A 14688-nucleotide genomic window follows, 5' to 3' on the forward strand; every position below is an offset into this window, starting at 1 on the left:
ATGCCGGGGCGCCAGCGCGCTCAGCGCACTGGGATCCGCGGGCCGACTCTGCTAGACTCGGTTCTTGGCTTGCGTGTGGTTTTCACCACACCACCCGTAAGGTGCCCTCTCTCACCGTGCGGAACACACCGTCAATCCGGATTTAAAGGACACATCTCAACGTGGCAAATATCAAGTCGCAGATCAAGCGCATCAAGACCAACCGCAAGGCGACCGAACGCAACAAGGCGTACAAGAGCGAGCTCCGCACCGTCGTGCGCGCAGCACGCGAGGCGATCGTCGCCGGCGACAAATCGGTCGCAGAGGCGAAGCTGAAGACCGCCGGCCGCAAGCTGGACAAGGCCGCTTCGAAGGGCGTCATCCACAAGAACCAGGCTGCAAACCGCAAGTCAAAGCTCGCCGCTCAGGTGGCGGCGCTCTAACTCGCGCTCGCGATCGATTCAGGCCCCGCTTCGGCGGGGCCTGTTTCGTTTCCGACTGTTATACGCGCCCGCGCTTCGCGACGAACAAGAGGTACTTCTCGAGCGCGTACTCGGGGTCCCGGCTGCCGCCCTTGAGCTTCCACTCGGTCTCCGCCGCGAGGTCGATCGCGTGCGCGAGATCCTCCTCGCGCCATCCCCGCACCTCGCGCAGCGCGCGGTCGACCTGCCACGGCGCCATGCCGAGCTCCTTCGCGAGCTGCCCTCCGGATCCCCCGGCGCCGTAGACGCGGGCCATCGCCCGCACCTTCATGTTGAGCGCCGCGAGCATCGGGATCGGATCCGTGCCGGTCGCGAACGCCTGCCGCAGCAGCACGAGCGCGTCGGCGGCGCGTCCGGCCGTCGCGGCGTCGGCGACGCGGAAGGCGTTCGTCTCCACCCGCCCCTCGGTCGCGCGCGTCACCTGATCCTCGGAGATGCGAGTACCGGCATCGGAGACGAGTTGACCGATCGCCCCCGCGAGCTCGCCGATGCCGCCCGAGTACGCCGCTGCGAGCTGGCGGGCGGCGCCGGGGGTCGCCTGCGCGCCCAGGCGACGGAACTCGGCCTGCACGAACGCGAGGCGATCCTGGTCCTTCTTCACCTCCGCGCAGACGATCTCAATTCCCTCTCCCGCGCCTCCGCGCACGAGATCGAGCAGCGCCTTGCCGCGCTGACCGCCCGCGTGCCGCAGCACCAGTGTCGTGCCGTCGGCAGGCTCGGCGACGTAGCGCTTCGTGTCCTCGAGGAACGCGTCGGAGCACTTCTCGACGCCCTCGACGCGGATCAACCGCGGTTCGGCGAACAGTGACGGGCTCGCGATCGTGAAGAGTTCGCCGGCGGTGTATGAGGCGGCGTCGACGTCGTGCACTTCGAGATCGGCGTGCGCGTCGACCAGCGCGGCGCGGATCGCCTGACCCGCCCGGTCCGCGAGGAAGCCCTCGGGGCCGGAGACCAGCACGACGGCAGCCGGGCGCGCCTCGCTCCAGTCGATCTGGGGAATCCGGATCTTCGCGGACGCCCCTCGGGGAGCTGCCTTACGTGCCTGTGCCACTGGACCAGACTACCGTCCACGCTGCGAGCGTTCGACGGGGTGCTCGACGCGCCTCGCTCAGCCCACATCTCGAGCGCGCCCGGCACCCCGCTGATCGCGACCGATCCCATCCGGTCAGTGCGCAGCACCGTCGTGCCCAGTTCCGCGAGCGTCTCGGTCACCGACCGCGCCGGGTGGCCGTACGAGTTGTCGGCCCCGACCGAGATGAGGGCCACGTCGGCCGCAGCCTCCTCGAAGAGTTTCGGGTCGTGATCGGAGGATCCGTGGTGCGCAACCTTGAGCACGTCGACGGCGAGGTTCGCGCCCGTGCGCCGGAGCGCGCGCTGCTCGTCCTCGCCCGTGTCGGCGAGCATGAGCACCGACGTCTCGCCGGCCTGCACGCGCAGAACCAGGCTCGCGCTGTTGGTGTCGGGAGGCGTCGCCCCCGGTTCCGGTGCGAGCACGTTCCAGGCCAGGCCGCCGAGGGCGCCGGTCATTCCCCGTGCGCCGATCTGCGTTCGGACACCTGCGGTCTCCAGTTGAGCGAGCACCGGGCGACGATCGCCGTCTTCACGATTGTCGGGCGCCACGAGCGCGCGATCCACCCGGTCGACGACGACGCTCAGGGCGCCCACGTGGTCGCGATCATCGTGAGTGAGCACGAGGATCGCGATGCGATGCACTCCGAATCGGTCCAGGCACGAGACGAGCCGCTCGGGGTCGTCGCCGGTATCCACCAGCATGACGGTTTCGGGGGCGCGCGCATCCCGCAGCAGGAGGGCGTCGCCCTGGCCGATGTCGCACGCGACGACGTTCCAGTCGCTCGGCGTCGTGAGACGCGTCGTCGCGGGCACGACGAGTGTCGGCCCCAGAAAGACACCGAGCGATCCGCAGAGCAGCGCCGCTACCCACGTCGAGACCCGGTGGCGACGCGGACGCGGACGCTCCCAGGGCACTCTTCCGCTCAGCACGGGGGATGCGTCGTCGCGCCCTGCCGCACCCGGATGAGGTTCGCCCGTTCCCCTCACCCGGCGCGGGCGCCGCCGCCCGCCTCCTCTCTCGCCGAAGCGCCGATCGAGCAGCCACCACGCGACGAGCGCGGAGGCTTCGACCGCTGCGAGCAGCACTGCGCCTCCCCAGCCTCCGGGCCAAGCCCAGCGAGCGCCGGGGAGTGCTGACGTCACCTCGGCGGTGGCGGCGATCCATCGCGCAGGCAGGCTCGCGAACCGCACCAGCATCGGGGCGGCGGCGGGCAGCATCTGAGCCGCGATCATCGCCAGCAGCCCGAGCCCCGTGCCCCACGGCGCGGCAGGAGCGGCGAGAACATTGGCGATGAGTCCGGCGGCCGGGAACCCGGACTGCACGAGCAGCAGCAGCGGCCCGCAGGCGAACTGCGCCGCGATGGCGACCGCGACCGGCAGCCTCACCCAGGTCGGGCTCGGGACGACGCGGCCCAGGAGGGTCATGACGTCAGGAACCCAGAGCAGGATGCCCGCCGTAGCGGCGACGGAGAGGGCGAAGCCGGGTTGCAGCGCCTGCCACGGGTCGCTGATGAGGAGCGCGAAGACCGCGACGCCGAGGCCGGGAAGTGCGACCGAGCGCTTTCCGCCGAACGACGACAGGAGCACGACCGCCGCCATGACGGCTGCGCGCTGGAGGCTCGGGTCGGGACCCACCACGACGACGAAGCTCGCGAGAGCGATGCCCGCGAGCCCCAACCTAGTGCGACGGGGCATGCGGAGCCAGGCCGCGATCGTCGTGATCGCAGCGACGACCAGGGCGCAGTTCGCTCCGGAGACGGCCACGAGATGTGTGAGCGAGCTCTCCCGCATCCGCTGCTCGAGCTGCTCGGGCACGAGCGACGTATCGCCCACCGCGAAGCCCGGAACGAGTTCCGCACCCGATACCTCCGCGGCTGCATCGCGCAGATTCGCGCGCATATCCGCCGCAAGCGCTGTCGCTGCGGCCGGGAGAGCAGTCGGCCACCCCTGCGCAGCACGACCTTCTCCGGCACCGAGGGACGAGACCCTGACCCCGTATCGCGCTGATGAACCATTCTCGAGGGCGACCAGCGCTCCATCGAGACGCACCGAGGTGCCTGGCCCCCATGACGCCGGCTGCGCTGCGCCTTCGCCACGCTCGCCGCTGCGATCGAGTGCGTCCTCCTCGTCGAACCAGAGCACGACCGGGATGCTTCCGCTCGCCGAGCTCGCTGCAGCGGGCACCCACGCCGACGTTCGGCCGCTGGGGTCGGTCGAGCTCTTGGGAAAGCCCCGCACCTCGATCTCGAGGGGTACCGTGCGCCCGCTCGCCGCGATGTTCGCGAACTCCGGATCCGCTCGAACGTGTTCGAGTGCATCGATCCTGGCGCCGAGCATGACGAGCATCGCGCATCCGATCGCGGCGAACTGCAGCAGGTGCACTCCCCGGCGCGTGCCACTGACCGCGATCGCCACGATCCCGATGACGAGAGTCGCAAGGCCGAGCCAGCGACCGGAGCCGGGGTTCACGATCGCGCCCGCGACCAGGGCCCACGCCACCAGCGCGGGGGCGAGCAGTCGCCAGGTTCCCGGAGGTGATCTCGAGATCGCCGTCATAGCGTGACGAGGTCTCGGAGGCCGTCGAGCGTCTTCGCGCCGATGCCGGGCACCTCGAGCAGCTGATCCACCGACGCGAACCCGCCGTTCGCGTCGCGCCAGTCGACGATCCGCTGCGCGAGAGCCGGCCCGATGCGCGGCAGCGTATCGAGGTCGTCGACCGTCGCCGAGTTCAACGCCACCGCTCCCGCCGCCGACGACCCGCCTCCACCGCTGCCGCCCAACCCGCCCGAACCGGCTGCGCTGCTTCCGCCGCCTGCGCCGCCGGCGTTCGCTGCGCCGCCGGTGTTCGCTGCGCCGCCTGCGAGCGATGGATCAGCCCTCCACGCTTCGGCAAGCGCAGCGTCGGGCACGATCACCTGCTCTCCATCCGTCACGGAGCGGGCGAGGTTCACGACGTCCAGAACCGCCGCATCCGTCGCCCCGCCCGCGGCTTCGATGGCGTCGGCGACCCGTGACCCGGGCGGCAGCTCCACGACCCCGGCGTCGTCGACCTCGCCGACCACATGGACCATCACCGACGACGACGGCGGCGCACCCTCACTGTCGGCTCGCGCGTTATCGTCGCGCTCGGTGGCACCGCCCGCGCCGTCTCCCGCCGGCGTCTCGGTCGCACTGCCCTTCGTCGTCTGCGCTGCGGCAGCGCTCGCGGCTGCTTCCATATCGACACCGTGGCCGCGCGCCATCGTGATGCCGATCGCAATCGCGACGGCCGCGACGAACACCAGAGCTCCGACGACTGCCGGCACCGCGACACCGCGACGCAGGCGCTCCCCGATTCGTCTGCTCGGCTCCCACCTCAGCGCCGGGATTTCGCTCGCACCGGACGCGTCTTCAACCTGCCAGTGCCCCTCCGAGAGCACGGCCTCACTGCTGAACAGCGGCCGCGTCTCCGCAGACGCTCCGTCGTCCGATGGAGGGGTCTTGGTGTGTTCGGCGGTGCCGCCCGGAGCTTCGTGCTGACGCATGCGCCCACGCTAGAGCGCTGGCGCGGACGTGCTTCCGATCTCCCGCACGCAGTGGAGAAGTGGGATCCCGAGGCACGCTGCAGCGCCGTGTGAGCGACGCTCCCACCTCACCGTTCTCACCTCACCGTGCGGTTCCACCCGCTCGCATAAGAGGCGCGCGGGGGCACGGCGCGCAGAGGCGCGGCGCGCGGAGGCGCGGCGGCGTGCGATGCAGGAGGGTGTTACGCGGCGGGCTTCGTGGCGATGCTGACGATCTTCGGCACGCGCACGATGACGTTGACGATCTGCCGGTCCCCGATCGACCGTTGCACCGCGGCCGAGGCCCGGGCAGCCGCCTCGGCGTCCGCCTCCGACACCGACGCCGGCAGCGTCAGGCGATCCCGCACCTTGCCGTCTACCTGCACGACCATGGTGACCTCGTCCTCGACGAGCAGCGACTCGTCGGCGGCGGGCCACTCGACGAGCGCGACACTCGGTTCGTAGCCGAGCTTCGCCCACATGTCTTCAGCGGCGTACGGTGCGAACAGCGAGAGGATCACGGTGATCGCCTCTGCCGACTCGCGCACTGCCGGGTCTGCGACACCGGCGCCCGAGTCGATCGCCTTGCGGGTGACGTTCACCTGCTCCATGAGGCGCGCGACGACCACGTTGAACTTGTACGCCTCGATGAGGCCGGGAGCATCCGCGAGCAGGCGGTGGGTCGCCCGTCGCAGGCCGGCGTCTCCCCCCGCGAACGATACGCCGCGGGCGGCGCCCGAGGCCTGCACGTCGTCGGCGATCCGCCACGCGCGCGCCAGGAACTTCGCCGATCCCTGCACCGACACGTCGGCCCAGTCGATGTCGTCCTCGGGCGGGCCTGCGAACGCCAGGGTCACGCGCAGCGCATCGGCGCCATGCGCCTTGAGCTCGCTCGCGAACTCGACGAGGTTGCCCTTCGACTTCGACATCTTCGCGCCGTCCTGCAGCACCATGCCCTGGTTGAGCAGCGCGGTGAAGGGCTCATCGAACTCGAGGTATCCGAGGTCGTGCAGCACCTTTGTGATGAAGCGCGAGTAGAGCAGGTGCAGAATCGCGTGCTCGACGCCGCCCGCGTACTGATCGATCGGGCCCCACGCGTTGACGGCGGCCGGGTCGAACGCCTGCGTCGGGTCGTTCGACGACAGGAAGCGAAGGTAGTACCACGAGCTGTCGACGAAGGTGTCCATCGTGTCGGGGTCGCGGGTCCAGGTCGTGCCGGCCTCGGGATCGACCACCGTCGACCACTCGGTCGCGGCGCCGAGCGGCGAGGCGCCCTTCGGCTTGAGGTCGAGGCCCTCGGAGGCCGGCAGTTCGACGGGCAGGGCGTCGATCTCGACGGGGCGCATCTCCCCGTCCTCGCCATGCAGGATCGGGATCGGCGTGCCCCAGTAGCGCTGTCGCGAGATCAGCCAGTCGCGCAGTCGGTACGTGGTCGAGGCGCGACCGGTTCCCCGCTGCTCGAGCACCTCGATCGCGCGGGCGATCGCCTCGGTCTTCGGCAGCCCGTCGAGCTCACCGGAGTTGACGAGCACACCCTCGCCCGCCGTCGCGACGCCGCTCTCGGCGGGGTCGGGCAGACGTGCACCCTCGGTGTCGCGCACATCGACGACGACGCGCACCGGCAGCTCGAACTTCAGCGCGAAGTCGAGGTCGCGCTGATCGTGCGCGGGCACCGCCATGATCGCGCCGTGCCCGTAGTCGGCCAGCACGTAGTCCGAGGCCCACACCGGGATGCGCTCGCCGTTGACCGGGTTCACCGCGAAGTGGTCGAGGAACACGCCGGTCTTCTCGCGATCGGCGCTCTGGCGCTCGATCTCGGTCTGCTTCTGCGTCGCGGCCAGGTACTCCTGGAAGTCGGTGCGCACCTCCTCGGATGCGCCGGCTGCGAGCTCCGCCGCCAGATCGGAGTCGGGCGCGACGACCATGAAGGTCGCGCCGTGCAGCGTGTCGGGGCGCGTCGTGAAGACCGGCACCTTCTCCTCGCGGCCCTCGATCTCGAATTCGACCTCGGCGCCGCGCGAGCGCCCGATCCAGTTGCGCTGCATGTTGAGCACCTTGGCGGGCCACTGCCCCTCGAGCGCATCGAGGTCGTCGAGCAGGCGATCCGCGTAATCGGTGATGCGGAAGTACCACTGCGTGAGCTTCTTCTTGACGACCATGGCGCCCGAGCGCTCGGAGGTGCCGTCGGCGAGCACCTGCTCGTTCGCGAGCACCGTCTGATCCACCGGATCCCAGTTCACCCAGCTCGCCTTGCGGTATGCGAGGCCCTTCTCGTACATCTTGAGGAAGAGCCACTGGTTCCACTTGTAGTACTCGGGGTCGCTCGTGTGGAGCACGCGGCTCCAATCGAAGGAGGGCGCGTAGATGCGGAACGACGCCTTCTGCTGCGCGATGTTCGCGTAGGTCCACTCGCGAGGATCGACTCCGCGCTTGATCGCCGCGTTCTCGGCGGGCAACCCGAAGGAGTCCCAGCCGATCGGGTGCAGCACGTCGTAGCCCCGTCCGCGCCAGTAGCGCGCGAGCACGTCGCCGAAGCAGAACGCCTCGGCGTGCCCCATGTGCAGGTCTCCCGAGGGGTAGGGGAACATGTCGAGCACGTACTTCTTGGGGCGGTCGGCCGGTTGGGCGGAGGCGCCTTCCGTATCGACCTCGAACGGCTTCAGCTCATCCCAGACGGGAAGCCAGCGGTCCTGGATCGCCTGGAAGTCGTAGCCCTCGGCGTCGCGCCCCTGCTGCTCGGTCACACATACCTCGTTCTCGGTTCGAATCGCCCGCGTTCGCGAGCGCACACTTCCGACCAGGATACCGCTTCGGGCGTCGCCTCAGCGCAGCGCGGCGAGCAGCGCCGCCGCCTTCACGTGCTTCTCCGCAACTTCTCTCGATGCCAGGGAATCGACGGTGACGCCCCCGCCCGCGCCCACGAGCGCCGTTGGCCGCTCGCCGCGCCGCAGCTCGATCGTGCGGATGGTCATCGCGAGCTCGGCGTCGCCGCCGTGATCCACCCAGCCGAAGCAGCCGGAGTAGAACCCACGCGGCCCTGCCTCCAACCGCTGCAGCAGCTGCACGGCGCGTCGCTTCGGCGCACCGGTCATCGACCCCCCGGGGAACGTCGCAGCGATGACATCCCAGACATCCGCCCCATTCGCCAGTTCGCCCGACACCGTGCTGACGAGCTGGTGCACGTGCGCGTGGGTCTCGACGTCGAGGAACCGGTCCACCCGCACCGAACCCGGCGCGCAGACGCGGCTGAGGTCGTTGCGCATCAGGTCGACGATCATGAGGTTCTCCGCCCGTTCCTTCGGATCGGCGACGAGTTGCGCGGCGAGCGCGCGATCTGCGGGTTCCGAGCCGCCGCGTCGCCGAGTGCCCTTGATCGGGTGCGTCTCGACCCGGGGCCCGCGGATCGAGAGGAAACGCTCCGGGCTCGCGCTCACGAGTGCGTGCGTACCCGCGTCGATGATGCCGCCCCGCATCGGAGCGCCGGCTTCGCGCAAGCGCCGATAGACCTCGATGGCGTCGAAGGAGCCACGCGTCTCGGCTGTGTCGGTGAGGCACAGCACGTATGCCTCGCCCTCTCGAATCGCGTCGCGGCACTGCTCGACCGCTTCGGCGTAGTCCGAGTCGTCGCGGCGCCAGCGGGGTGCGCGGCGAGTCGCGCGAGAGGGAGCATCCGCGTCGGTCGCACCCGCGTCGTCTTTACCGGCCGTCGTCGCATCGGAGCGAGAGAGGAGGTGTGCTCCGTGCTCGGCGAGCCACGCGTCGACGGCCGCACTGCTCGGCCCGCGCAGTTCCACGTCTCCCGTCTCGTGGTCGACCGCCACGATCACGTCGCAGCGCAGCGCGACACCGGCGGGTGCCGCACCAGCGTCATGCGGGTTGGTGGCCAGTCCGAGGAGGGAGGCTCCGAACTCGTACGTGAGCGCGACGACCCACCCGCCGCGGAACCCGAGTCGTCGCCCGGATGCCGCCTCAGCTGCCGATGACGCACCGGTCCCAGAGGCTCCGCGCTGCATGCGCTCCATGAACCCTTGCTCGCCGCCGGCGGCCGCGACACGCACCTCGCTCGCGATGCCGAGCGTCGACACCCGCTCCTCCCCCGCCGCTGCACCGGCGCCATCGAACCAGAACCACGGGCGCCCCGTGTCGGCGACTCGTCGCGCGATCTCCGCTGCATCCGCACGCACTGAGAGGGCGCGGGTCACCATCCGGGGCGTCGGGTCGGGCATCGTCTCAGAGTACCGCCGGTGATACGCTCGCGGCATGCACGAGGCAGGAGCGGGACCGGCGAGGCCCGGGCTCGGGAGCCGCCGCGCGACCCGCACGCTCCTTGCGGCCGACTCCTTCCGCGTGCGCGCGACGCGTGGAGGAGCTGCGGTGAGGGGCTTCGCTCGTCACCTCGAACGGTTCACCGGCGCCGCGCAGGCGGCCTGGATCGAGACGAGCAAGGCCGCCGAGGCGGACGTCGCGGGGCGCATTGCGGCCTTCGTGGAGTCCGCATGCGACCGGATCGCGGCAGCCGGCGAGGGGTTCCCGCGCCTCGAGCTCTGGTCCGCAGCGGCCGACGGCGACCCCGCAGCCCCGCAGCTCGCCCTGGCGCTGCGCCCCTTGCCACCGCTGCGCCAATCGCTCGCGCTTCGATCGGCCCCGCCCGGAGCTCGGCCACTGGCGCATCGCAAGGGGCCGAACATCGACGCCTACCGGGCGCTGAGCGGCCGACTCGACTCGGAACCGCTCCTGATCGACGCCAATGGTCACGTGCTCGAGGGCGCGACGACCAGCGTGATCTGGTGGGACGATGCGACACAGCGAGGCGCGATATCAGCGCTCACCGAGCGGGTTCCGTCGGTCACGGAGGCGCTCATAGCCGAAGCGGCGCGCCTGGAGCCGCAGACGATACGGCCCGAAGATCTCGCGACCCGCGAGGTCTGGGCCGTGAATGCGCTGCACGGCATCCGGCTCGTCACGCACATCGACGGCGCTCCATGCGCACCGCACGACGCACAACGGCTCGCGCGATTTCGACGGATGCTCGATCGTCGCTGGGAGCCGGTCACAGCTCCACGAGCGTCGCGCTGATCCCCGCGGGCAGGTCCGTGTGGGTGATGAGGATCACCGCCCGGTCTTCCGGCACGGCGCCGAGCAGGTCGACGACAAGCCGATCCGCGAGTTCCCGGTCGACTCCCGCGGTCGGCTCGTCGAGGACCACGACCGGGAAGTCGGCGAGGATGGCCCGGGCGAGCGCGATGCGCTGAGCCTGCCCGCCCGAGATCCAGGATCCGTCCGCTCCGAGTCGCGCGTCGAGCCCGCCGCGCTCGAGCGCCCAGTCGGCGAGGCCGACGCGATCCAGCACCGCCCAGAGATCGTCGTCGCTCGCGGTACCGCGCTGCTCGCTGTCGCGCGCGAACTTGAGGTTCTGGCGCAGGTCGGAGTCGAACAGATAGGGGCGCTGCTCGCAGAGCCCCACGATCTCGCGCACCTCGTCCGCACGCATTGAACGCGCGTCGACGCCGCGCAGCCGGTATTCGCCGCGCGATTCGAGGAAGCGCACGAGGGCGAGTGCGAGTGTGCTCTTGCCGGCTCCGCTCGCTCCCCGCACGACGAGCGTCTCACCGGCCCTGACCACGAGATCGACGCCGCTGATCGCGTCCTGCGACGCGCCGGGGTATCGAGCGGAGAGTCCATGCACTTCGAGCAACGGCGCACCCGGGATCGCCGCAGATTCTCGCTGCTCCTCGGCGAGCTCCGCGGCGCGACCGTCGACTCGGTCGTCGACGACGAGTTCAGGCGGCAGCGCCCCCTCCGTGAGCTCCGCGACGCGGTCGGCGCTCGCCTGCACCGACCGCCGCGCCGCAAGGGCCGCAGGCACCTGGGCGAAGACCTCGAACACCGCTGCGGGTACCACCGCTGCTGCGGCGAAGAGCGGAGCGGTCAGCCCATCGCCGAGACCGGGGAGCATCACGGCGATCGCGAGCACCGAGGCGAGCCCCGCCGCACCGCCCAGCACCGCCGCCGTGAGCCCGGCGGAGCGTGCGCGGCGCAGTTGCAGGGTCGCGAGCCGTCGCTCCGCGGCGGCGATCCTCTCGCGCTGCGCGTCGATCGCGCCGAACGCCGCGAGCACCTCGCCGGCCGCGAATCGCTCGAGCAGCGCGTCGACGACCGCGGCCCGCGCCGCGCTCATCTCGCGATCCTCAGCGCCCGAGAGACGGCCCGCCAGCGCGATCGCGATCCCTCCCCCGACCACGAGCGCGCCGAGCAGCACGAGCGCCGCCGGCACCGAGATGAGTGCGACCACCACCACGCTCAGGCCGGTGACGATCGCGCTGACGACGAGGGGCTGACGCACCCGGAGCGGCTCATCCTGCAGCTGGTCGACGTCGTCGACGAACGCCGCGAGCACCTCTCCGCGTCGGTGCGCCTCGAGCGCACCCGGCACTCGAGGCACGAGCGCTGCGAAGGTGCTCGATCGAAGCACGGCGAGTTGCGTCAGCGCCGCATCATGGCTCATCAGCCGTTCGGCGTAGCGGAACGCGGCACGGCCGATCGCGAGCGCGCGAACGCCCACGATCGCGAATGTGAGGTGCAGGATCGGCGGCTGCTCCCCGGCCCGCACGATGAGCCACATGCTCAACCCCAGCAACCCGACGATACTGGCATCGGCGAGCACTCCGAGCACGATGCCCGGGGCGCGACGTGCACGGCTCGGCAGCGCGCGCTCCAGCACTGCGCGCCGATGCCGCACACGGATGTCCGACTCCGGAGATCCCCGCATCATGCGTCCACCGCCGCCCTCATCGGCTCGGGCAGGGCGGCCGCGATGCGCACCACGCGATCGGCAGCGCGATGCACCGCTTCACGGTGGCTCACCACGAGTACCGCACGGCCCGCGTCCGCCTCCCGACGCAGTGCCGCGCACACCACCGCCTCGCTCTCCGCATCGAGGGCGGAGCTCGGCTCGTCGAGCACCAGCGCCGCGCACTCGAGATCCCACGCACGATAGAGCGCCCGCGCGACGGCGATGCGCTGCGCCTGGCCGCCTGACACCCCCGCACCGGCGACGCCCAGTTCGACGTCGACATCGAGACGCTCGAGACCGACGGCGTCGAGGGCGCGCCGCACGAGCGCCGCGTCGGGTGCATGCGCTCCGAGTGCGACGTTCTCGATGATGCTCCCGTGCAGCAGGCCCGGCCGCTGACCGGCCCACGCGATGCGGTCGGGAGCGAGCACTCGGCCCCGGATGGGCTCGACGAATCCGAGCAATGTCGCGATGAGCGTCGATTTTCCCGCACCCGAAGGGCCCGACATCGCGACCATCTCACCAGGAGACACCGCGAACGAAATCGGTCCGACCACACGTCTGCCTCCGCGAGCGACGCTCACATCGTCGAACGCGAGACCGGATCGCGGCTCGCTCGCGGCCGCATCCGCCGCTCGTTCCTCCGCAATCGGCGCGCTCGCGCGGCTGCGCGACGCATCTGCCGACTCGATGACCTCGAACACCCGCGCGGCCGCCGCGAGTCCTTCCGTCGATGCGTGGAAGGCCGAGCCCACCTGACGGATCGGCACGAAGGTCTCGGGAAGCAGCAGCAGCACGAACAGGCCGAGACCGAGGGGGAACTCGCCGTTCACCAGCCGGGTGCCGACGGTGACCGCGACGAGCGCGATCGAGAAGGTGCCCGCGAGGTCGAGTACGAAACCCGACAGGAAGGTCACGCGCAGCACGCCCATCGTGCGCGAGCGGTACTCGTCGGTCTCGCGCGCGATGCGATCGACCTGACGACGCTGACGGCCGAAGATGCGGAGCGTCGCGAGCCCCGCCACGACGTCGAGGAACGAGGAGGAGAGGCGCTGCAGCTGATCCCACTGGCGATCCTGCACCGCCTGAGTCGCGAGGCCGATGAGGATCATGAACACCGGGATGATCGGGAACACGACGACGACGATGAGACCGCTCAACGGGTCGGAGAGCAGCACTGCCAGGATCAGGATCGGCGTGGCGACGCCCGTGAGCAGCAATTGCGGGATGTAGCCCGAGAAGTACCCGTCGAGCGCGTCCAGGCCGCGACCGAGCGAGGTCGCGAGTTCCGCGTCGCTCGGGCCCGACTCGCGCTGCGGCGAACGGGCGTCGAGCGCATCGAGCGCGGCGGATCGCAGCTGCGCCTTCACGCGGACCGCGCCGCGTGCGGCCACGACGTCCATTCCCCACCCGGCGAGCGATCGCACGAGCACGGCGCCGAGCGCGCCGAGCATGAGCCAGGTGAGCTGCGACGATCCGTACGCACCCTCGTCGATGCGCCCGCGTACGCCGGGAATACCTGCCATGGCGGGCAGGGCGACCGTCGTGATCGCATTCGCGAGGCACCACGACCAGGCGAGCACCGCGCACGTGCGCAGCAGCCCGAGGCCGGCGCCGATCATCAGCACGCCCCGCGCGGCGCGCGCATAGCGGAGCAGTCTCGGGTCGAAGGGTTTCACGAGGTTCCTGAAGGTCGAAGTGCGCGGGGGTCACCGCCGCTCGAGGCAGTCTACGGGAGCCCGGGGTTCCACATCAGATGAAACCCCGGACCGCAGGGATCGGACTCAGTGGGCGCCCACCGGAATCGCGGCCCGGCTCAGCCGCTTGCGGAAGACCCAGTAGGTCCACGCCTGGTAGGCGAGCACGAGGGGCAGCGTGAACAGGGCGACCCACGTCATGAGCTCGAGAGTCTTCTCCGAGCTCGCGGCACCGACGACCGACATCGAGTAACTCGGGTCGATGCTCGAGGCCATGAGGTTCGGGAACATCGACATGAAGATCGCGAGCAGCGCGAACGCGATCGCGATCGCATTGCCCGTGAACGCCCAGCCTTCCCGGCCGGCGAAGTTCGCGACCCACGCCGCGATCAGCGCGACGGCCGCGACCGCCGAGCAGAGCACGACGACCCACACAGTCGGGCTATCGATGTGCTGCATGATGGTCCATCCGAGGAAGACGGCGCCCGCGACGATCGCCGCCGCACCGACCTTCGCGGCGAGACCGCGAGCGCGTTCGCGCATCTCGCCCTCGGTCTTCAACGAGATGAACACGAGCCCGTGCGCGAAGGTGATGAGCAGCATGGTGAGCCCGCCCAGCAGCCCGTACGGGTTCAGCAGAGTGAGCAGGGTGCCCTGGTAGATCCACCCGCCGTTCTCCATCGGCACGATCGGAAGGCCCTGCGCGAGGTTCGCGAATGCGACGCCCCAGAGGAGCGGCGGGACGACCGAGCCCCAGAAGATGAACTGGTCGAACCAGCGGGTCCACTCGCGCCCCTTCCCCTGATGCCGGTACTCGAAGGAGACGCCGCGAAGAATGAGCGCCACCAGGATCACGAGGAGCGCGAGGTAGAACCCGGAGAACATCGTCGCGTACCACTCGGGGAAGGCGGCGAACAGCGATGCGCCCGCGACGATCAGCCAGGTCTCGTTCAAGTCCCAGACCGGCCCGATGGTGTTGATGATGAGCCGCCGGTCGGTGTTGTCGCGACCGAGGAACGGCAGCGACATGCCGACGCCGAAGTCGAAGCCGTCGAGCACGAAATAGCCGATGAGCATCGCCCCGACGATGAAGAACCAGAGTGTGGTGAGTTCCATGTTCGTCT

9 protein-coding genes and 1 pseudogene are annotated in these 14688 nt (G+C 70.4%); 2 read left to right on the forward strand and 8 right to left on the reverse strand.

What is annotated here, in order from left to right:
* The first annotated feature begins 161 nt into the window (after nucleotides 1-161).
* Complete coding sequence (gene rpsT, locus PQI23_RS09565) at nucleotides 162-422, forward strand: 30S ribosomal protein S20 (RefSeq protein WP_339973934.1); 261 nt, start codon at nucleotides 162-164, stop codon at nucleotides 420-422.
* Between the two features lie 58 nt (nucleotides 423-480).
* On the opposite strand, the gene holA is transcribed toward rpsT, so the two are convergent.
* The 5 genes and pseudogenes from holA to PQI23_RS09590 form a co-directional block, all read right to left on the reverse strand.
* Nucleotides 481-1512, reverse strand: coding sequence for a DNA polymerase III subunit delta (gene holA / locus PQI23_RS09570; protein ID WP_339973936.1), 1032 nt, complete (start codon nucleotides 1510-1512; stop codon nucleotides 481-483).
* Between the two features lie 1073 nt (nucleotides 1513-2585).
* Nucleotides 2586-4088: pseudogene (locus PQI23_RS09575) on the reverse strand (ComEC/Rec2 family competence protein); the annotation flags it as partial.
* Nucleotides 4085-5056 (reverse strand): ComEA family DNA-binding protein, encoded by a 972-nt coding sequence (locus tag PQI23_RS09580; protein ID WP_339973937.1) that lies wholly within the window; start codon nucleotides 5054-5056, stop codon nucleotides 4085-4087. The pseudogene PQI23_RS09575 and the gene PQI23_RS09580, both read right to left, overlap by 4 nt.
* A gap of 221 nt (nucleotides 5057-5277) precedes the next feature.
* Complete coding sequence (gene leuS, locus PQI23_RS09585) at nucleotides 5278-7818, reverse strand: leucine--tRNA ligase (RefSeq protein ID WP_339973939.1); 2541 nt, start codon at nucleotides 7816-7818, stop codon at nucleotides 5278-5280.
* A 78-nt stretch (nucleotides 7819-7896) separates the two neighbouring features.
* Entirely contained in the window at nucleotides 7897-9300 is a 1404-nt protein-coding gene (locus PQI23_RS09590; protein WP_339973941.1) for an anthranilate synthase component I family protein, read from the reverse strand.
* A gap of 34 nt (nucleotides 9301-9334) precedes the next feature.
* On the opposite strand from PQI23_RS09590, the gene PQI23_RS09595 reads away from it, so the two are divergent.
* Complete coding sequence (locus tag PQI23_RS09595) at nucleotides 9335-10150, forward strand: aminotransferase class IV (protein ID WP_339973943.1); 816 nt, start codon at nucleotides 9335-9337, stop codon at nucleotides 10148-10150.
* Here the strand turns inward: PQI23_RS09595 and cydC are convergent.
* The 3 genes from cydC to cydB all read right to left on the reverse strand — a co-directional run bounded on the left by cydC (nucleotide 10125) and on the right by cydB (nucleotide 14680).
* The gene (cydC, locus tag PQI23_RS09600; protein WP_339973945.1) at nucleotides 10125-11846 is read right to left on the reverse strand and encodes a thiol reductant ABC exporter subunit CydC; all 1722 of its coding nucleotides are present in this window, start codon (nucleotides 11844-11846) and stop codon (nucleotides 10125-10127) included. The two genes, PQI23_RS09595 and cydC, sit on opposite strands and share 26 nt — an antisense overlap.
* Complete coding sequence (cydD, locus tag PQI23_RS09605; protein WP_339973947.1) at nucleotides 11843-13546, reverse strand: thiol reductant ABC exporter subunit CydD; 1704 nt, start codon at nucleotides 13544-13546, stop codon at nucleotides 11843-11845. Before cydD ends, cydC begins: the two co-directional genes overlap by 4 nt.
* Before the next feature lie 105 nt (nucleotides 13547-13651).
* Nucleotides 13652-14680, reverse strand: coding sequence for a cytochrome d ubiquinol oxidase subunit II (cydB, locus tag PQI23_RS09610; protein WP_339973949.1), 1029 nt, complete (start codon nucleotides 14678-14680; stop codon nucleotides 13652-13654).
* Nucleotides 14681-14688 lie beyond the last annotated feature (8 nt).

This window comes from Leucobacter sp. USCH14, from assembly GCF_037619215.1.
In the GTDB taxonomy this organism is placed as follows: domain Bacteria; phylum Actinomycetota; class Actinomycetes; order Actinomycetales; family Microbacteriaceae; genus Leucobacter.